This window comes from Citricoccus sp. NPDC055426 (assembly GCF_040677445.1).
Taxonomy (GTDB): domain Bacteria; phylum Actinomycetota; class Actinomycetes; order Actinomycetales; family Micrococcaceae; genus Citricoccus.
This window is the reverse complement of sequence record NZ_JBFARZ010000008.1, coordinates 39,298-57,543: the sequence shown is the minus strand read 5'-3', so window position 1 is coordinate 57,543 and position 18,246 is coordinate 39,298. Positions and strand designations below refer to the sequence as shown.

Annotated in this window: 14 protein-coding genes and 3 tRNA genes; 4 read left to right on the top strand and 13 right to left on the bottom strand. The window is 71.4% G+C overall.

Going from position 1 to position 18,246, the window contains the following annotated elements; genetic code table 11:
* Nucleotides 1–107: 107 nt before the first annotated feature.
* From AB0K08_RS12035 to AB0K08_RS12025, 3 genes are all read right to left on the bottom strand, one after another.
* A tRNA-Phe gene (locus AB0K08_RS12035) sits at nt 108–180 on the bottom strand.
* A 73-nt stretch (nt 181–253) separates the two neighbouring features.
* Nucleotides 254–327: transfer RNA gene (locus tag AB0K08_RS12030), tRNA-Asp, on the bottom strand.
* Between the two features lie 91 nt (nt 328–418).
* Nucleotides 419–491, bottom strand: a tRNA-Glu gene (locus AB0K08_RS12025).
* A 248-nt stretch (nt 492–739) separates the two neighbouring features.
* On the opposite strand from AB0K08_RS12025, the gene AB0K08_RS12020 reads away from it, so the two are divergent.
* Both AB0K08_RS12020 and AB0K08_RS12015 read left to right on the top strand, forming a co-directional pair.
* Entirely contained in the window at nt 740–1,093 is a 354-nt protein-coding gene (locus AB0K08_RS12020; RefSeq protein ID WP_363354944.1) for a metallopeptidase family protein, read from the top strand.
* 281 nt (nt 1,094–1,374) lie between these two features.
* A complete protein-coding gene (locus AB0K08_RS12015) occupies nt 1,375–3,018 on the top strand; it encodes an NlpC/P60 family protein (protein ID WP_363354739.1) in 1,644 nt (547 codons plus the stop codon).
* Between the two features lie 154 nt (nt 3,019–3,172).
* Here the strand turns inward: AB0K08_RS12015 and AB0K08_RS12010 are convergent, their stop codons facing one another.
* The 5 genes from AB0K08_RS12010 to AB0K08_RS11990 all read right to left on the bottom strand — a co-directional run bounded on the left by AB0K08_RS12010 (nt 3,173) and on the right by AB0K08_RS11990 (nt 7,468).
* A complete protein-coding gene (locus AB0K08_RS12010) occupies nt 3,173–4,144 on the bottom strand; it encodes a universal stress protein (protein ID WP_363354737.1) in 972 nt (323 codons plus the stop codon).
* Nucleotides 4,145–4,156: 12 nt separating this feature from the next.
* A complete protein-coding gene (locus tag AB0K08_RS12005) occupies nt 4,157–5,149 on the bottom strand; it encodes a fused MFS/spermidine synthase (RefSeq protein WP_363354735.1) in 993 nt (330 codons plus the stop codon).
* On the bottom strand, nt 5,139–5,717 hold the full coding sequence (locus AB0K08_RS12000) for a GNAT family N-acetyltransferase (protein ID WP_363354733.1): 579 nt from the start codon (nt 5,715–5,717) through the stop codon (nt 5,139–5,141). The genes AB0K08_RS12005 and AB0K08_RS12000 overlap by 11 nt, the downstream gene beginning before the upstream one ends.
* Nucleotides 5,714–6,049 carry a thiamine-binding protein gene (locus AB0K08_RS11995; protein WP_363354731.1) on the bottom strand — a complete coding sequence of 112 codons (336 nt, stop codon included), beginning with the start codon at nt 6,047–6,049 and terminating at the stop codon, nt 5,714–5,716. The genes AB0K08_RS12000 and AB0K08_RS11995 overlap by 4 nt, the downstream gene beginning before the upstream one ends.
* Nucleotides 6,050–6,118: 69 nt before the next feature.
* Nucleotides 6,119–7,468, bottom strand: a complete 1,350-nt coding sequence (locus AB0K08_RS11990) for an Nramp family divalent metal transporter (protein WP_363354729.1) — start codon at nt 7,466–7,468, stop codon at nt 6,119–6,121.
* Between the two features lie 57 nt (nt 7,469–7,525).
* Between AB0K08_RS11990 and pta the strand changes: the two genes are divergently transcribed.
* Together pta and AB0K08_RS11980 are read left to right on the top strand one after the other, a co-directional pair.
* A complete protein-coding gene (pta, locus tag AB0K08_RS11985; protein WP_363354727.1) occupies nt 7,526–9,652 on the top strand; it encodes a phosphate acetyltransferase in 2,127 nt (708 codons plus the stop codon).
* A 4-nt stretch (nt 9,653–9,656) separates the two neighbouring features.
* Nucleotides 9,657–10,820: an acetate kinase gene (locus AB0K08_RS11980; protein ID WP_363354725.1), complete on the top strand. Its 1,164-nt coding sequence runs from the start codon at nt 9,657–9,659 to the stop codon at nt 10,818–10,820.
* A 5-nt stretch (nt 10,821–10,825) separates the two neighbouring features.
* On the opposite strand, the gene AB0K08_RS11975 is transcribed toward AB0K08_RS11980, so the two are convergent.
* From AB0K08_RS11975 to AB0K08_RS11955, 5 genes are all read right to left on the bottom strand, one after another.
* Nucleotides 10,826–12,472 (bottom strand): ABC transporter ATP-binding protein, encoded by a 1,647-nt coding sequence (locus AB0K08_RS11975; RefSeq protein WP_363354723.1) that lies wholly within the window; start codon nt 12,470–12,472, stop codon nt 10,826–10,828.
* A 23-nt stretch (nt 12,473–12,495) separates the two neighbouring features.
* The gene (locus AB0K08_RS11970) at nt 12,496–13,497 is read right to left on the bottom strand and encodes an ABC transporter permease (RefSeq protein WP_363354721.1); all 1,002 of its coding nucleotides are present in this window, start codon (nt 13,495–13,497) and stop codon (nt 12,496–12,498) included.
* Nucleotides 13,494–14,498 carry an ABC transporter permease gene (locus tag AB0K08_RS11965; RefSeq protein ID WP_363354719.1) on the bottom strand — a complete coding sequence of 335 codons (1,005 nt, stop codon included), beginning with the start codon at nt 14,496–14,498 and terminating at the stop codon, nt 13,494–13,496. Before AB0K08_RS11965 ends, AB0K08_RS11970 begins: the two co-directional genes overlap by 4 nt.
* Nucleotide 14,499: 1 nt before the next feature.
* Nucleotides 14,500–16,179: an ABC transporter substrate-binding protein gene (locus AB0K08_RS11960; protein ID WP_363354717.1), complete on the bottom strand. Its 1,680-nt coding sequence runs from the start codon at nt 16,177–16,179 to the stop codon at nt 14,500–14,502.
* Nucleotides 16,180–16,330: 151 nt separating this feature from the next.
* Nucleotides 16,331–18,049, bottom strand: a complete 1,719-nt coding sequence (locus tag AB0K08_RS11955; RefSeq protein WP_363354715.1) for a gamma-glutamyltransferase — start codon at nt 18,047–18,049, stop codon at nt 16,331–16,333.
* Nucleotides 18,050–18,246 lie beyond the last annotated feature (197 nt).

The following is an 18,246-nucleotide window of genomic DNA, read 5'->3' as shown; positions in this document are numbered from 1 at the left end:
CGGGGTCTATTCCCCGTCAGCCGCTACCGGCCGGCCCCCGGCGGGTGTCGGCACCCGGGCGTGGACGTGAAGAAACCCCGCGATGTAGAAGCTACGCGGGGTTTCAGTGGCTCCGACCGGCGTCGATCCGGTGACCTTTCGATTTTCAGTCGAACGCTCTACCAACTGAGCTACAGAGCCTGGCAACTCCGGCCGAGACCGGTGATCACCAGAATCCTCCGGACCGGTGAAACCGGCGATCGGAACATCCGAGCGACCCTGACGGGACTTGAACCCGCGACCTCCGCCGTGACAGGGCGGCGCGCTAACCAACTGCGCTACAGGGCCAGTGTGCGAGAACCAACTCTACCAGACCATTTCCGTGCCCCTGACCATCACTGCTCGGGCGGCCGGAGGGCCGGGCATGTTCGTTCCTGCGTACCCCCAACGGGATTCGAACCCGTGTCGCCGCCGTGAAAGGGCGGTGTCCTAGGCCTCTAGACGATGGGGGCCAGAACACTTCGGGTTCCCGAAGTGGACCTGTAGAAGTGTAGGCGGATCCCGGCCGGAACCGCAAACCTGCGTCCCACCGGGGCGGCCCGACTCCCGCCGATGCCCCGCCGACCAGCCCGATGCCCCGCCGACCGGCAGCGGCAGGCAGGATGGAGGGGTGAACCATGAGAGCACTCCCCCACCGGACGGACCGCCGGACGGACCCCCGAGCGAGCCCGCAGACGGGACCGACGCGGTCAATGAGGCGATGTCCGAGGCCGAGTTCGACCAGGCCGTCGCCGACGCCCTCGAGTCCATCCCGGAGGCGCTGGCCCGGCGCCTGTCCAACGTGGCCGTCTTCGTGGAGGAGGAGTACGAGCCGGAGCCCTGGGAGGATCCGGACACGGAGCTGCTGGGTCTCTACGACGGCATCCCACTGACCGAGCGGGCGGAGATGCCCTTCCAGCTGCCGGACCGGATCGTGATCTTCCGTGGGCCGTTGTTGCGGATGTGCCACGACCGGGAGGAACTGGTGGACGAGATCACCGTCACGGTGGTCCACGAGGTCGCCCACTTCTTCGGGATCGATGACGAGACGCTGCACGGGCTGGGCTGGGGCTAAGCCACCTCTGCCCTCAACCTCGAACGATGAATTGAGCGACACACCTGACAGAAGTGCAGGAATGACACGAGTGTTGTTTATGATTCTGCTGAGGTCTGTGTTGCATTTGTGACAAAAGTACAACTATCCTCACTGTCGTGGCGCCTCTATGGCAGGCCACGTGACCGTCACGATGTGTTTCCGTGACGGACATGTGACCACTTCGCACCTTGGTTCGGCTCACCCCTGGCTGCCGGACCTGCCAAATCCCACTCGCACGGGTGCCACAGTGAGGAACTGCCGTGAACACCCGCCGCACCGTGGGCGTGACCGCCGTGGTGGCCGCCGTGGCCGCCACCGCACTGGCCGCTGCATCCCTTCCCGCCGTCTTCGAGGCCTCCTCGGACTCGGTCCAGGCGAACCTGCAGCGCACCGAGCACTCGACCCAGACCGATCCGGACATCTCCCGTCCGGCGATCCCGGCGCGTGAGGACGTGGTGGCCGCCAAGGAGCAGCCGGCCGCCAAGAGTTCCATGGGTGAGCAGCTGCAGGACTCCATCCGGCAGTCGGCCCAGCGCGAGCGTCAGGCCGAGGCCCGGGCCCAGCAGGCCAACGAGGGCCTGCGGGAGGCGAACGAGGCCCTGGCCGAGCGCAACGAGACCGCGAACTCCACCCGCCATCGGGCCGATGCCGCCACCGCCAGTGCCACGAAGGCCCGGGACGAGTCCGGCACCGTGGCCGCAGACATGTACCGCGGCGGCCGGTCCGGCGCCGCCGACGTCCTGCTGGGTGACGAGGACGTCCTGGCCCGCCAGGCGACCGCGGACAAGGTCGCCGCGGACAAGGCCCTCGCCGCCGAGGAGACCGCCCGGCAGGCCGCCGAGGCCGAGGAGCTCGCCCGCCAGGCTGAGGCCGCGAAGGCCGCCCAGGCCGAGGCCACGGCCCGCGCCGAGGAGCAGCAGCGCCGCCTGGACGAGGCCGCCCGCCTCGCGGAGGAGGCGGCCCGGCAGAACGAGGCGGACCGCAAGCAGCTCATCGCCCTGCTCGCCGACCTGGAGGACCTCACCGTGGCCGAGGCCACCGCCTCCGTCCAGTCCATGGAGCAGGCCGAGCGGGACGACGCCCTGCAGGAGGCCATCGTCGCCTCCCAGCGCCAGGCGGAGGAGGCAGCCGCCGCCCCGTCCCCCGAACCCGCCGCACCGACTCCGAGCGCCGACCCGGCCAGCACGGCACCGGCCACCTCGGCCCCCGTGATCCCGGCCGCGCCGGCCCCGACGACCACCCCCACGGCCGCGGCCACGCCGAGCAGCACCCCCAGCGCCTCGCCGACCCCGTCGTCGGCCGCTACTCCGAGCGCCACCGCGACGCCGAGCGCCACCGCTGCGCCGACCCCGTCCGCGACCCCCACCCCGACGCGCACGGCCACCGCGGCTCCCACCCGGACCGCGACGCCCACGGCAACGCCCACCCCGACCCCCACCCCGACACCGACGGCCACTCCCACGAAGACGGCCGCTCCGAAGCCGGTGCCCACGCCGACGCCTACCCCACCCCCGGCCCAGACCTCCGGGCCGTGGACCTCCACGGCCATCACCTGGGCCATCAACAAGGCCAATGAGCCCGGTTCCTACTACTCGTGGGGCGGCAACGGCCCCCAGGGTTACGACTGCTCGGGCTTCACCCGCGACGCCTTCGAGGCCGCCGGCAAGTACCTGCCCCGCACCTCGACCCAGCAGTACCGGGCCGCCAAGCAGTACGTCCCGCTGTCACAGCTGCAACCCGGCGACCTGGTGTTCTCGACCTCCAACGGCGGCTCCAGCATGTACCACGTGGCCATCTACATCGGCAACGGCCAGGTCGTGCACGCCCGCAACCCCAGCGTGGGGATCTCCGTGACCCCGCTGAGCTACGTGAACAACATCCACCCCTACGCCGGGCGCTACTGAGCCCGCAGCCGCCCCTGCCGGGGCGGCACACCCGCCAGCACGACGTCGGCCGGCACCTCCCGCAGGATTCCTGCGGTAGGTGCCGGCCGGCGTCGTTCCCCCAGACGTTTTGAGGGCAATCCCACCGTGGGGATCGCCCTCAAAGCGCCGGGGGTCAGGAGAAGGTGGGGCCGAAGCTCGCGCGGCGGGCCAGGCGGCTGTCCTTGATGTAGGGGACCACCAGGACGGGGCCGTGGGCGTGGGTGATCACGCCCTGGGAGGTGGAACCCAGCAGGGCGCCCGTGAAACCGCCGTGGCCACGCGTGCCGACCACGGTGAGCCGGGCGGTCCTGGACTCGTTGACCATGACGTCCACCGGGACGCCGTCCACGATGTCCGCGGTGATCTCCAGGGACGGGAACTCAGACCGCAGCCACTCCACGCCGGCCTCGAGCTTCTCCCGCATCTCCTCCACCATGGACTGCTCGTCCACCGTGGCCGGCAGCCAGGCGACGGCCCCGGAGATCGGGGGCATGGCGATCACCACCCGCAGCGGGGCCTGCCGGATCTCGGCCTCCAGGGCGGCGTCCAGCGCGGCGACCCGGCCCTGCTCCGAACCGTCCACACCCACGATCACCGGGGCGCCGGCCTCGGCCCGGGAGGCGTGCTCCCCCTTCGGGATGATCGCCACGGGGCACTTGGCGTGGGCCGGCAGGGCGGAGGCCACGGATCCGAGGAGCCGGCCGAAGAAGCCGCCGCGGCCGCGCGTACCGGCCACCAGCAGGTTGGCCTCGGCGGAGTAGTCCACCAGGACCCCGGCGGCGTCCCCCATCTCCACGCGGTGCACGAGCGGCACCTGCAGGGTCCCCAGCTGGTTGACCACACCCTGGAGCACCTGCATGGCGCCGTCCCGGATCAGGGTGTCATCCGGCACGCCGTACCCGGCCTCCAGGGCGGAGGCGGCGAAGACGGGCATGGTGTAGGCCGTGACGAGGGTCAGCGGCAGGCCACGCAGCTCGGCCTCACGGACGGCCCACTTGGCCGCGGAGACCGATTGCTCCGAGCCGTCCACGCCCACGACGATCCCGTGCGTGGTGGCACGGTCCACGTTGAGGGGGATGTTGTCCTGCTCCTGCGAACCGGTCATGACGGCCTCCTGTCAGTCATCCCCGTAGTCCTCGTTGACACGGGCCGATGGTGAATCCAGTCTAGTCACCGCCAGCGATTCACCGAAGGGCCGGGCCCCGGCCGCAAAGGCCTCGAGGGGATCCACGAGGCGGGTGGGCAGCGGATCGGAGAGCAGGTGCCGCACCAAGGCGTCACGGCGGGCCTGACCGCCCCCCGTGAGCGGACCGTTGCTCGCGGCGAAGACGATGTTGCCGCGCCGACGGCCCTTGAGCATCTGCGGATCCGCCAAGGCGGCCACGGTGGTGAAGGCCTCCCGCAGTGTGGCCGCCTCGCGGCGCGCCGCCGTCAGGTCCGGTCCACCCCCGTGGTTCACGAGGTAGATCCCGTCCCCCACCACGCGGGCGGCAGCCTGGGCGGCCTCCACCCCGAGCAGGTGACCCGGGGTGGCCTGGTCCTCGGGGCGGGTCCCGGCGAAGACGTCCCGTATCACCACGTCCCGGCTGCCGGGATGCGCCCCGGACAGCACCTCGCCGGCCTCCGCCACCCGGATCCGCAGCTGCGGGGCCCGCGGCAGGGCGAACCGCTCCCGGGCCAGGGCGGCCAGGCCGGCGTCCAGCTCGACGGCGGTCTGCCGCGCTCCCGGATACCAGGCCGCCGCCCAGCGGGCCAGGGTGCACCCGGCCCCGCCCAGGTGCAGGATCCGCAACGGCTCCCCGGACTCCCAGCGGTGCATCATCACGGCCGCCATCCAGCGCATGTACTCGAAGCCCAGCTCCAGCGGGGTGTCCGGGTTCAGCTGCGAGGATTCCGCCCCGTTGAGCGTCAGCAGCCAGGCGCCGTCGCTGAAGGGGTCCCGCGTGATCTCGGCGGTGCCGGCGTCGATCGGGAAGACGCCCGGCTCGATCTGGGGCCCGGCCGCGCCCGCTCCGCCCCGACCACCCCGGATGCCGGGGCTGCCACCGGCCTTGCCACCGGACTTCCCGCCGGACTTCCCGCCACCGCGGCCGCCGCGGTCACGCCCCACGGCGCACCATCAGCTGTTCGTCCAACCCGGACCACGGCCCCTCCATCGGCACCGGATCACCGACGGCCGTGAAGCCGTGCCGGGCGTAGAAGGCGCGGGCCCGCCCGTTGCCGGTGAGCACCCACAGCAGGCAGTCCCCGGAACCGATGGCCCGGTCCAGCAGGGCATCGGCCACGCCGCTGCCCTGAGCCTGGGCGAGGACGTAGATCGAGTACAGCTGCAGCTCCGGAGAGTCGTGGTCGTCGGCGGGCGACGGTGACCCGTGGATAACCGGGCCGGCCGCCGCCATGCCGACGCACCGGCCGCGGGCGTCCTCGGCCAGCCACAGGGTGCGCCCGGCCGCCAGCTGAGAGCGCCAGTGCTCGACCTGGCTGCCCAGGGTGGCCTCCGCGCGCTCGAAGAAGGACTCGTCCCGCAGGTGCCCGTAGGCCTCGCGCCAGGCGGCGGCCTTCATGGCCAGCACGGCCTCCAGGTCGGCGGCGGCCGCGTCCCGGACGAAGTACCGGGTGCCGCCGCGCCGCAGACCGGGCCGGCCGGCGTCGGGCCCCCGGTTCCCGGCCCGGCTCACCGGTTCCCGAGGGCCTTCTCGAGGCGCTCGATCTTGCCGTCCAGCTCGCCGGTGTGTCCGGGCCGGATGTCGGCCTTCAGCACCAGGGAGACCCTGGAGCCGTAGGGGGCCACCGCCTCCACGGCGTCCTTGACGACCCCCATCACCTCGTCCCATTCGCCCTCGATCTCGGTGAACATCGAGGAGGTGCGGTGGGGCAGGCCGGAGTCGCGGACCACCCGGACGGCGGCGGCCACGGCGTCATGCACGGAGCCGTCCCCGGCCGGGTGCTGCGCGCCCGGGCCGTCGGGATGCGGGGTGCCGGAGGGGGCTACGGAGAAGGCGATGATCATGGACCCAGTCTGCCCCACCGGGCGGCCCGGGGGTCAGGGCGGGCCCCCGGTGGCGTCCGGCCGGCCCGGTCAGCCACCCGCCCACAGCGGCTCGAGGGCGTTGATGAGCTGCTGGATGCCCAGGGCCACGAACACCAGCGTGGTCAGGCCCAGCAGGCCGTTGTGCAGCCAGTTGTTCCGGAACTGGGACGCCACCAGCTTGCGCTGGTTGTTCAGGAACAGCAGGGTGATCGCCAGGAACGGCATGAACAGGGCCCCGAGCGTGCCGTAGAGCAGGATCAGGAAGATCGGGCGGTCCAGGAACAGCAGGGACATGGGCAGGATGGTCAGCCACAGCAGATAGAACCGGGCCGGCTTGGACTCCAGCGAGGGCGCGTCGTCCTGGTCCAGGGATTCGGCGGGCTTGCGGAAGTTGGCCCAGAAGTCGGCGAACATCAGCGAGACGCCGTGCCACACGCCCAGCAGGGAGGAGAACGAGGCCGCGAAGAAGCCCACCAGGAACAGGATGGCGAAGGGCTCGCCGAAGCGCAGGGCCAGCTGGTCGCCGACGTCCAGCAGTCCCTCGTCACTGGCCGAGATCTCCAGCCCGGCCGTGTACAGCAGCTGGACGCCGATCACCATGGTGGCGATGACAAAGATGCCGGTGAGGATGTAGGCCACGGCGTTGTCGAAGCGCATCACCTTCATCCACTTCGGGGCGTTCCAGCCCTTCTCGCGCAGCCAGTAGCCGTAGGCCGCCAGGGTGATGGTGCCGCCCACGCCGCCGGCCAGACCCAGCACGTAGAACATGGCCCCGTCCTCCTCCGGGATGCGCGGGACCAGGCCGGCCACCATGTCCCCGATGTTGGGGCCCACCATGATGGCCGAGGCCAGCACGGCCACGAACATGATGCCGATCAGCACGGTCATCAGCTTCTCGATGAGCCCGTACCGGTTGAGCCAGACCAGCCCCAGGCCCAGCAGGCCCGAGGCGATGGCGAAGACGATCGAATTCACCCCGGGGAACAGGGCCGCCAGGGGCAGGGCCACCGAACTCATGGCGGTGGCGCCGTAGACGAAGCCCCAGATGATGATGTAGATGCCGAAGTACCAGCTGGTCCACACCCCGAGGGTGCGCCAGCCCTGGAAGATGGTCTTGCCGGTGGACAGGTAGTAGCGGCCGACGCCCTCCACCAGCACGATCTTGAAGATGACGCCCAGGACCACGGCCCACATCAGCATGTAGCCGTAGCGCGATCCCGCCGTCAGGGTGGCCACGAGGTCGGCGGCGCCCACGCCGGTGGCCGCGGCGACGATGCCCGGTCCCAGCGAGTTCCACTTGACCTTGACCGGTTTCTCATTGATCTCGGCGTCGGTGAAGCCGACGATATCCGGATTGTGGACGGGATGACCCCGGTCCACCTGGTCCCCTCGTGACATGTCTTACCCCTCGTGACATCAGCGTGCGGTGTGCACCACAGACTAGTGTGGATTCGCGTGAGCCACGGAATCTTCGTCACCACGACCACCACCGGGGCCGGCAAGTCCCTCGTCACCCTGGGACTCGCCGACTCCCTCTACAAGCGTTCCGGCAGCATCGGCTACCTCCGTCCCATCGTGCCCGGGGACTCCGTGGACACCGATCCCATGGTCCAGCTGATGCGGGAGGACTACGGGCTCGACGCCGGCCTGGCCGCCGGGGGCGTGACGGCGGCGGACGCGCGCCGGCTGGCGGCCGAGGGCCGCACGGACGAGATCCATGAACGCTGCGTCGCCCTGTTCGACGAGATGGCGGCGAACTGCAGCATCATCGTGGTCGAGGGCAGTGACCTGACCGGCGCCGATCCCGGGGTGGAGCTGGAGCTCAACGCCGAGCTGGCCCGGCACCTGGGCACCCCCGTGGTCGGGGTGGTGTCCGCGGCCGGCCTGGACGCCGCCGGGGCGGCCGACGCCGTGGACCTGGCCCGCCGCACCCTGGACGAGTCGGGCGTGGACCTACTGGCCATGATGGTCAACCGTGCGGACCCGGCCCGGATGGAGGACATCGAGACCGCGATCCGGCCCGGCCGGCACGCCTGGCCCGTGTACGTGCTGCCCGAGCTGTCCGAGCTCGCCCTGCCCTCGGTCGCGGAGATCGCCGACACCTTGGGCCTGACACAGGTGGCCGGCAACCTGAACCTGGACCGCGACGTCTCCGAGGTCAAGGCCGTCTCCATGGAGGGTGGGAACTTCCTGCAGATCCTGCGCGAGGGCTCGCTCGTGCTGGTCTCCGGGGACCGCTCGGACGCCGTGCTGGCCACGGTGGCCTCCTCGCTGGCCCCGGAGTTCCCCGTGGCCTCGGGCATGATCCTCACCAACGGGATCGAGCCCAACGAGCAGATCCGGCGCCTGTACGCCGACGCCCCGTTCCCCATCTTCACCACGTTCGCCGACACCTTCGGCACCGCCCGGGCGGTGTCCACCGTGCGCAGCGAGCTCTCCAGCTCCCAGCCCCGCAAGACCGCGGCCGCCCTCGGTGCCTGGCACCAGCGGGTCGACGGCAACGAGCTGCTGGCGCGGATCGACCTGCCCCGCACCCCACGCACCACGCCGCTGCGGTTCCTGCACTCCCTGATCGAACGGGCCCGGGCGGACCGGAAGTCGATCGTTCTCCCCGAGGGTGAGGACCCGCGGATCCTGCGGGCCGCCGAGATCCTGCGGCGCCGCGACGTCTGCGACCTGGTGGTCCTCGGCCGCGAGGCGGCGGTCCGGGAGCTCGCCGCCAAGGAGGGGGTGGACCTGACCGGGCTGCGGCTCATGGACCCGGCCACCGCACCGGACCGCGAGCGCTACGCCGAGGAGTACGCGCGGCTGCGGGCCCACAAGGGCATCGACCTGGACCGGGCCCGGGACATCATGACGGAGGGCGCCTACTTCGCCACCATGATGGTCCAGCTGGGTGACGTGGACGGCATGGTCTCCGGGGCCGCCCACACCACGGCCAACACGATCCGGCCGGCGTTGGAGTTCGTCAAGACCCGCCCCGAGGTCTCGATCGTCTCCTCCGTGTTCTTCATGCTGCTGCCGGACCGCGCCCTGGTGTACGGCGACTGCGCCGTGAACCCGGATCCGGACGCCGAGCAGCTGGCGGATATCGCCTACGCCTCCTCCACGACCGCCCGCCAGTTCGGCGTGGACCCGCGGGTGGCCATGCTCTCCTACTCCACCGGGGGCTCGGGCTCCGGGGACGCCGTGGACAAGGTCCGCACGGCCACCGAGCTCGTCCGGGACGAGCACCCCGAGCTCAAGGTGGACGGGCCCCTGCAGTACGACGCCGCCGTCAACGCCTCGGTGGCCGCCTCGAAGATGCCGGAGTCCGAGGTGGCCGGCCAGGCCACCGTGTTCATCTTCCCGGACCTGAACACCGGCAACAACACGTACAAGGCGGTCCAGCAGTCCTCCGGCGCGGTCGCCGTCGGGCCCGTGCTCCAGGGACTCAACAAGCCCGTGAACGACCTCTCCCGGGGCTGCACCGTGGATGACATCGTCAACACGGTGGCCATCACCGCGATCCAGGCCCAGTCGGTCCAGTCCGGGCGGCCCGCCGACACGCCGGCCGGTACCCCGGCCGGGGAAGGAGCCTGATCCCATGCTGATCCTCGTCATCAACTCGGGTTCCTCCTCGCTGAAGTACCAGCTGCGCGAGGTCCACCCGGACGGCAGCGAGCCCGCGGAACCCGTGATCGCCAGCGGACTGGTGGAGCGCATCGGCGTGCCCGGCTCCGGGGTGGACAACCACGCCGAGGCCCTCGAACAGGTCAACGCCGAGCTGGAGACGGTGCTGGACGGCCGGACCATCGACGCCGCCGGCCACCGCGTGGTCCACGGCGGCGAGCGCTTCAAGACCCCCGCCCTGGTCACCATGGAGGTCATCCGGGCCATCGAGCGGCTGGCCCCGCTGGCGCCGCTGCACAACCTCGCGGCGGCCCAGGGCCTGCGGGCCATCGCGGAGAAGTGGCCGGCGATGCCGCAGGTGGTGGTCTTCGACACCTCCTTCCACCAGACCATGCCCGAGGAGGCCTGGCGCTACGCCCTGCCGGACGCCCTGTACACGGAGGACGGGATCCGCCGCTACGGATTCCACGGCACCAGCCATGACCTCGTCACCGGCCTGGCCGCGGAGACCCTCGGCATCCCGCGGGAGCAGTTCAGCGCCGTCATCCTGCACCTGGGCAACGGGGCCTCCGCCACGGCCATCGCCGACGGCGCCTCGGTGGACACCACCATGGGGTACACGCCGCTGGCCGGCCTAGTGATGGGCACCCGCTCCGGGGACGTGGATCCCTCGATCATCACCCACCTCATCCGCAACGGCTCCTATGACGCTGAGCAGATGGACCGGATGCTCAACCGGGAGTCCGGGCTGCTCGGCATGTCCGGCCACGCGGACATGCGCCAGGTGGTGGACAACGCCCACGCCGGGGACCGCCGCGCGCGGATGGCCCTGAAGGTGGCCTCCTACCGGCTGGCGAAGTACGTGGGCGGCTACCACGTGGCCGTGGGCGGCGCCCAGGCCGTGGTGTTCACGGCGGGCATCGGGGAGAACTCGGCCCCGTTCCGCGCCGCCGTGCTGGACCGGCTCGCCGCGCTCGGGATCGCCTACGACGCCGAGAAGAACCTCGAGCGCTCGGACGCGCCCCGGGTGATCTCCTCGCCGGACTCCGCCATCCCGGTGTTGGTGGTGCCCACCGACGAGGAGATGGCGATCGCCCAGCTGACCCTCTCGGTGTCCCAGGACCACGGCGCCCTCTAGCCGCTTCAGGCCGCGTCCGGGTCGATCTCCAGCTCGTTTCCGGGGATCGAGGCCAGCAGCGTGCGCGTGTAGGGGTGCCGCGGCCGGGTGAAGACCTCCTCACTCGAGGCCGCCTCCACCAGCTCGCCGTCCTTCATCACGCACACGTAGTCCGAGATCAGGCGGACCACCGCCAGATCGTGGGAGATGAACAGGTAGCTCAGCCCCAGCTCCTCCTGCAGCCCGCGCAACAGGTCCAGGATCTGCGCCTGCACCAGCACGTCCAGCGCGGAGACCGGCTCATCGCAGACGATCAGCTCCGGCTTCAGGGCCAGAGCGCGCGCGATCGCCACCCGCTGGCGCTGGCCACCGGAGAGCTCGGCGGGGTACCGGCGGGACAGCTGCGCGGGCAGGGCCACCTGCTCCATCAGCTCCGCCACCCGGGCCCGGCGTTCGCCGGGCCCGCCGCGCCGGTAGGCCACCAGTGGCTCCTCGATGATCCGCCCCACCGTGAACATGGGGTTCAGGGAGGAGTACGGGTCCTGGAAGATCGTCTGGACGCGCTGGCGGAAGTCGCGCAGACCGGGCCGGTCCAGCGTCAGGACGTCCCGGCCGTCGAAGGAGATGGAGCCCGACGTCGGCTCGATCACCTTCAGCAGCATCCTCGCCGTGGTGGTCTTGCCGGACCCGGACTCCCCCACGATCGACACGGTGGTCCCGCGGGGAATCTCCAGGGAGACGTTCCGGGCCGCGTAGAAGTCCTCGCGGCCCCGTTGCGGGTACGTCTTGGTCAGGTCCGTGATCCTCACCAACGGCGGGCCCGACGGCGGCCCGGAACCTGCCGCGTCCGCCGCGCCCCCAGCGCCCGGGACGAGGCGGACCGCGGCCACCGAGGGGGCCGCCTTGATCAGCGCCTGCGTGTAGGGGTGCTGGGGGTCCTCCATCAGCTGCTCGGCCGGGCCGGACTCCACCACCGTGCCCCGGTGCATGACCACCAGGTCGTGGGCGCGTTCGGCCGCCAGGCCGAGGTCGTGGGTGATGAGCAGCACCGCGTTGCCCAGCTCCTGGGTCATCTGTTCGATCTGGTCCAGGATCACCTGCTGGACCGTGACGTCCAGGGCGGAGGTGGGCTCGTCGGCGATCAGCAGCTGCGGCCGGCAGGCCAGGGCGATCGCGATCAGGGCCCGTTGGCGCAGGCCGCCGGAGAGCTCGTGCGGGTACTGCTTCGCCCGGCGCGCCGCCTCGGGGATCCCGGCCCGCTCCATCACCTCCACCACGGCGTCGTCCACCTCCCGGCGGGTGGTCAGCCGGTGGGTCAGCAGGGTCTCGGCGATCTGCGTGCCGATCCGGGAGACCGGGTTCAGGTTGGACATGGGGTCCTGCGGCACGAGCCCGATCCGGCGCCCACGGATGCCGCGCATCCTCGACTCCGGCAGCCGCACCAGGTCCTCACCGTTGAACCTCACGGCGCCTGAGGTGACCCTGCCGTTGCCGGGCAGCAGCCCGATGGCCGCCATGGCGGTGGTGGACTTGCCGGATCCGGACTCCCCCACGATGGCCAGGGTGCGGCCGGCCGCGAGGGACAGCGAGACCCCCTCCGCGGCCCGCACGGAGCCGTGCATGGTGGAGAAGTCCACCGTCAGGTCCTGGATGTCCAACAGGGGTTCATTCATCTGGTTCGTCTCCGTCATCCCGCTCACCGGGTCCGCGACTTCGGGTCCAGCGCCTCGCGCAGCGACTCGCCCAGCAGGGTGAACCCGAGGGCGGTGACGGCGATGCAGAGTCCCGGCAGGAAGGCCAGCCACGGCGCGATGCCCAGTTCGGCCTGGGCGTAGGTGAGCATCCGCCCCCACTCGGCCGTCTCCGGCCGGCCGCCACCCAGGCCGAGGAAGGACAGGGCGGCGGCGTCGATCACCGCGGTGGCCAGCGTCAGGGTGGCCTGGACGATCACCGGGCCCACCGAGTTCGGCAGCACGTGGCTCATGGTGATGGTGCGCCGGCTGAGGCCGAGGGTCTGGGCCGCGAGCACGTAGTCGGCCCCCTTCTGGCTGAGCATGGAGGACCGCAGCAACCGGGCGAAGATCGGCACCTGGGCCACACCGATGGCGATCATGACGGCGTAGGGCCCCTGGCCGAGCACCGCGGCGATGGACACCGCCAGCAACAGGTTCGGCACGGAGAGCAGGATGTCCACGATCCGCATCACCACGCCGTCCACCCAGCCGCCGAAGGCGCCGGCCAGCAGCCCCAGGACCATGCCGCCGACCAGGCCGAAGGCCGTGGAGACCACGCCGATGAGCAGCGAGGACTGGGCGCCCCAGATGAGCTTGGAGAGCACGTCCCCGCCGAACCGGTCCAGTCCCAGCGGGTACCCCGGCAGCTCGCCCGGCCCGGGGATCTCACCGGGGGTGATCTCCCGGGCCCCGGGAACCGCCTCCCCGGGGTAGGGGGCGATCAGCGGGGCGAGCGCGGCCACCACCAGGAACAGGGCCACGATCACCGCGCCGGCGATCGCCGCCGGGTTGCGCCGCAGCCGCAGGAAGGCGTCCTTCCAGACGGAGGTCCCGCGCGGCGCACCGGCCCCGGGCGCGGGCCCGGCCGGACCGAGGTCCGGTGCGGGGCCCGGTGCGGGTGACCCGCCGGGCGTCATCTCCGCGGACGGGCCGCCACCGGCGGCGGGGGGCAGATTCATGCTCATGAGACACGCACCCTGGGGTCGATCAGGCCGTAGGAGACGTCCACCAGCAGGTTGATCAGCGAGTAGATCAACGCGATGAAGATGATGAACCCCTGCAGCACCGGGAAGTCGAGGTTGAAGATGGCGTCCCACAGGAAGCTGCCGATCCCGTTGAAGGCGAACACCGTCTCGGTCAGCACGGCCCCCGAGATCAGCAGCCCCAGCTGCAGCCCGAGCGTGGTGATCACCGGAAGCAGGGCGTTGCGCAGCACGAAGCGGTCCCGGATCAGCCGCGGTGCCAGGCCCTTGGCCCGGGCGGTCCGCACGAAGTCTGCGTGCTGCACCTCCAGGACGGAGGCCCGCGTGATCCGGGCGATGATCGCCAGCGGGATGGTGCCCAGCGCGACCCCGGGCAGGACGAGGTGCATCAGCGCGTCCCACGCGGCGTCGTACTCGCCGGTGATCATCCCGTCCCAGACGAAGAAGTTCGTGTAGTGGGTGGCGTCGATCCGCGGATCCTGCCGCCCGTCCGGCGGCAGCCACCCCAGCTGGACGGCGAACACCCATTTGAGGATGAAGGCCAGGAAGAACACCGGGACCACCACGCCCATCAGGGACAGCAGCACGGCGATCTGGTCCTGCCAGCGGCCCACGTGCCGCGCCGCCCAGTAGCCGAGCGGGATGCCGAAGGCCACGGCGAAGATGATGGCGAACGCGGTCAGTTCCAGGGTGGCGGGGAACCGGGCGGCGAACTCCTCGAGCACCGGTCGGTTGGTCAGCAGCGAGTTGCCGAAGTCCCCGGAGAGGATCCGGCCCATGTAGATCACGTACTGCTCCAGCAGCGGCCGGTCGAAACCGTAGGCCTCGTTGACCCTCGCCACCGCCTCCGGGGTCGCCTTGTCCCCGAGCAGCGCCGTGGCCGGCCCCCCGGGGAGGGCACGGACCCACAGGAACAGCAGGATCGAGAGGCCGAACAGCGTGGGGATCAGCAGCAGCAGTCTCCTGCCGATGAGCCTCAGCACGCTACTTGTTCAGTTCGATCTCGTTGTACACCTCGTCGTTGACCGGGCTGGCCGGGTAGTGGTCCACCCGCTCGGCGAAGGCCAGCGATGGTGCCGGGTGCGCCAGCGGGACGGCCGGGACATACTCGGAGACCATCCGGTTGACCTCCTCATACAGGGGGGTCTGGTCCTCGAGCACGGGCTCCTGGCGGGCCTCGCTCAGGGCCTGGAAGAGCTCCGGGTTGTCGAAGCCGAACTCCGGCTTCTCCTGTCCGAAGAACACGCCCACGAAGTTGTCCGTGTCGTTGTAGTCACCGGTCCAGCCCAGCAGGTGGATGCCGTGGTCCGCCGTGCCGTTGACCCGGTCCAGGTAGTCCGGGCTCCACTTCTCGGGCACCGCGTTGACCTCGATCCCCACCTCGGCCAGCTGGCTGGAGAGGTTGGAGAACACCTGCTCGGGGGTCGGCATATACGGCCGGGAGACCCCGGTGGGGTAGTTGAAGTCCACCGTGAAGCCGTCCTCGTAGCCGGCCTCGGCCAGCAGTTCCCGCGCGCGCTCCGGGTCGTAGTCGTAGGTCTCCACGTCCTCGGTGTAGCCGTTGACCGAGTCCGGGATGAACTCGATGGCCGTCTTGGTGCCCTCCGGCAGGGTCTGGCGGATCAGGGCGTCCTTGTCGATCGCGTGGGAGATCGCCTGGCGGACCGTGACGTCCTGGAGCTCCTCGACCTGCTGGTTCAGGCCCAGGTAGAGGATCGTGAAGGGATCGCGGGTGAAGATCTTGAACCCCGCCCCCTCCAGGTCGGCCACGTCCGCCGGGGCCACGAGGTCGTAGCCGTCGATCTGCCCGGCCTCCAGGGACTGCCGCCGGGCCACCGGGTCGTCGATCACGCGGAAGGTGATCTCCTGCACGTCGCCCTGCTCGCCCCAGTAGTCCCCGTAGGCGCTCAGGGTGATGTCCTGCCCCACGTTCCAGGATTCGAAGGCGAAGGGGCCGGTGCCGGTGGGGTGGGACCGGGCGTACTCGCTCAGTTCCGGGGACTCGGCGGTGCCGCCGGTCTCGTCCGCCCCGAACTCCTCCATCGCGGCCGGCGACTGCATCGCGAACGCCGGCAGGGACAGGGAGGCGATGAACCCGGCGAACGGCTGGGCCAGCGTGACGGTGGCCTGGTGCTCGTCCACGGCCTCACAGGACTCGTAGACGGCGTCCTCGGGGCTGTCCGCGAAGCCGCGGAAGAGCTTGCCGTAGTAGTAGGACATCGTCTCCGCCTGGGCGATGCCCTCGAAGTTGTACCAGCGGTCGAAGTTCGCGCAGACGGCCTCGGCGTTGAAGTCCGTGCCGTCATGGAAGGTCACCCCCTCCTTGAGCTGGAACTCGTAGCTCAGCCCGTCCTCACCGGCCTCCCAGGACTCCGCCAGCAGCGGGGCCGGGTCTGCGGTCCCGGGCTCCGTGCCCACCAGCCCCTCGAAGATCTGGCGGGAGACCCGGAACGTCTCGCCGTCGTTGGCGAAGGCCGGGTCCATGCTCTTCGGGTCGGAGGACGCCGCGAAGATGAACTGGCCGTCCACGCTCGACTCGCCTGCGCCGGCGGTCTCCCCGCCGGAGTCGTCACGCTGGCTCTGGGCACAGCCGCTGAGCAGCAGGGCGGCCGCTGCCGTGGCGGCGGTGACGGCGCTCAGACGGCGCTTGAGATTGGCTGACATGGGGTCCCCTCCCGATGGTGTCGAGTGATCACCGTGACGTTGGTCACCTCACGGCGTCTGTTGTGATCATAATCACAACCACCACCGACGCCAGGACACCCGGGGCGTGTCAGCGCGTCTCCCCGTCCCTCCGGCCCCCGGCCCGTCCGTCCTATCCGGCGGGCACCACGTCCACGTCGCCCTCCCGTCGGGAGTCCGTGGCCCCGGTGACGGTGCCGTCCTCGTAGTCGATCTCCAGGGCCTGGACCGATCCGAAGACGGCGTCCGCGCGCTCGGTCACGCGGGGCTGCCACCCGCGCTGGCGGATCAGGGCCGGCACCCCGCCCGCCGGCTGCTCCTCCAGCGCCAGCACCCCGTCCTGCAAGTAGTGGCGCGGCGCGTCCACGGCCTCCTGCAGCGGGGCACCCTGCAGCGCCCAGGGCACCAGCACCCCGGCCAGGATCGAGGGGATCGCCTGACCGCCCGGGGAGCCCAGGCCCATCACGACCCGCCCCTCGGCGTCCAGCACCATGCTGGGCGCGGACCAGCTGACGGACTTCCGCCCGGGCTCCGGCTGGTTGGCGGGGGTGTCCAGCGCCTCGAAGCGGGAGAGCTGGTTGTTCAGGAAGTACCCGCCGACCTCCTGGGCGTGCTCCCCACCCCAGAAGCTCGTGATCGTGTTGGTCATGGACACGGTCAGCCCGGAGGCGTCCACGACCGTCAGATGGGTGGTGTTGCCCGCCTCGATCGGCTCCCGAGGACCGGCCGCGGCGGGAGCGGCGGCGTCCGCCTCGCGGGCCAGCTCGGCATTGGCCTCGGCGTCCGTCAGGCGGTCCACGGGCACGTCCACGAACGCCGGGTCGCCGTGGGACTCGCGCACGCCGGCCTCGGCCACCTGCCAGGCGGCGGTCATGGCGTCCACGTACTCGGCGGAGCCCGGCTCCGCCTCGGCCACCCCGAGCGCCTCGGCCACCTGGAGGAATTGCACGACGCCGGCCCCCGGCAGCGGCGGTGCGGCGGAGACGAGAGTGTGGTCGCCCACGGTGCCGCCCACGGGTTCGGTGGTCACGGTCTCGTAGTCCGCCAGGGTGGCGGCGTCCAGCCCGTCCACCGCGGTGAGCTCATCGGCCAGGCTGCCGGTGTAGAGGGCCCCCGGTCCCTGGCTCGCCAGGGTGTCCAGGGTGTCCGCCAGTTCGGCCTGGACCAGGTCCTCCCCCTCGGCGAGCGGACCGCCCCCGGGGCCGTGGAACTGTTCCAGGCCCTCGATGGCGCCGGGTCCGTAGTCGGACCGCATCCGCTGGGCGAGCATCGGCGAGACGGGGAAGCCCTCCTCCGCGAGCGCGGTGGCCGGGGCCAGCAGCTCGGACCACTCCAGGCTGCCGTGCTCGGCATGCAGCGTGGCCATCCCGTCCACGAGCCCGGGGACGCCGGTCCCGGACTCCGGGATCTCGCCGGTGCCGGACACCGTCTCCCGGTAGTCATAGGCCACGGGGTCCTCGGACCCAGAGGCCACCAGGGTGGAACCGCCCCCGCCGATCCCGGAGGCGAAGGGCTCCACCACGGCCACGGCGAACGCGGTGGCGATCGCCGCGTCGGCCGCGTTGCCGCCGCGCTGGAGGATCTCGGTGCCGACCCGCACCGCGGCCGGGTGGCCGGCGGCCACCGCCTGCTCCCGGAGGACGTCCGCGGAGGGGGACGGGGCCGGCGTCGTGCTCTCGGTTCCGTCGGCGCCACCGGTGCTGCTCTGACTCGGCGGGGAACCGGTGCCGCCGGAGGGCGGGCCCGGGGCCGGCGCGCCGCAGCCGGCCACGGCCAAGAGGATGGCGGAGAGGGCGGAAAGGGCGGCCAGCGGGGTCAGACGGCGGGTGGACGGCGTGCGGGGCCGCGGCATCGGGGTTCCTCGGGTGCTCGACTACGGGCGGGCCCGAGCGATCATAGCGGCCTGGGCTGTGCAGGGCCTCCGCGCCGGCTGGGCGCCTCGCACAGCGAGCGCTCCTACACTGCCACTGCCCCGGCATCACGCCGCCCGCATGCCGCCCCTCGCCCAGGAATCCATGACCCGAGCCGTCCCACCGGACAGGATGTCCC

Coding starts and splice junctions, on each gene's coding strand:
- AB0K08_RS11980 (WP_363354725.1), top strand. CDS start 9,657: ATGCTGATCCTCGTCATCAACTCGGGTTCCTCCTCGCTGAAGTACCAG.
- AB0K08_RS11990 (WP_363354729.1), bottom strand. CDS start 7,468: ATGTCACGAGGGGACCAGGTGGACCGGGGTCATCCCGTCCACAATCCG.
- AB0K08_RS11955 (WP_363354715.1), bottom strand. CDS start 18,049: ATGCCGCGGCCCCGCACGCCGTCCACCCGCCGTCTGACCCCGCTGGCC.
- AB0K08_RS11995 (WP_363354731.1), bottom strand. CDS start 6,049: ATGATCATCGCCTTCTCCGTAGCCCCCTCCGGCACCCCGCATCCCGAC.
- AB0K08_RS12020 (WP_363354944.1), top strand. CDS start 740: ATGTCCGAGGCCGAGTTCGACCAGGCCGTCGCCGACGCCCTCGAGTCC.
- AB0K08_RS12010 (WP_363354737.1), bottom strand. CDS start 4,144: ATGACCGGTTCGCAGGAGCAGGACAACATCCCCCTCAACGTGGACCGT.
- AB0K08_RS11975 (WP_363354723.1), bottom strand. CDS start 12,472: ATGAATGAACCCCTGTTGGACATCCAGGACCTGACGGTGGACTTCTCC.
- AB0K08_RS11960 (WP_363354717.1), bottom strand. CDS start 16,179: ATGTCAGCCAATCTCAAGCGCCGTCTGAGCGCCGTCACCGCCGCCACG.
- AB0K08_RS11970 (WP_363354721.1), bottom strand. CDS start 13,497: ATGAGCATGAATCTGCCCCCCGCCGCCGGTGGCGGCCCGTCCGCGGAG.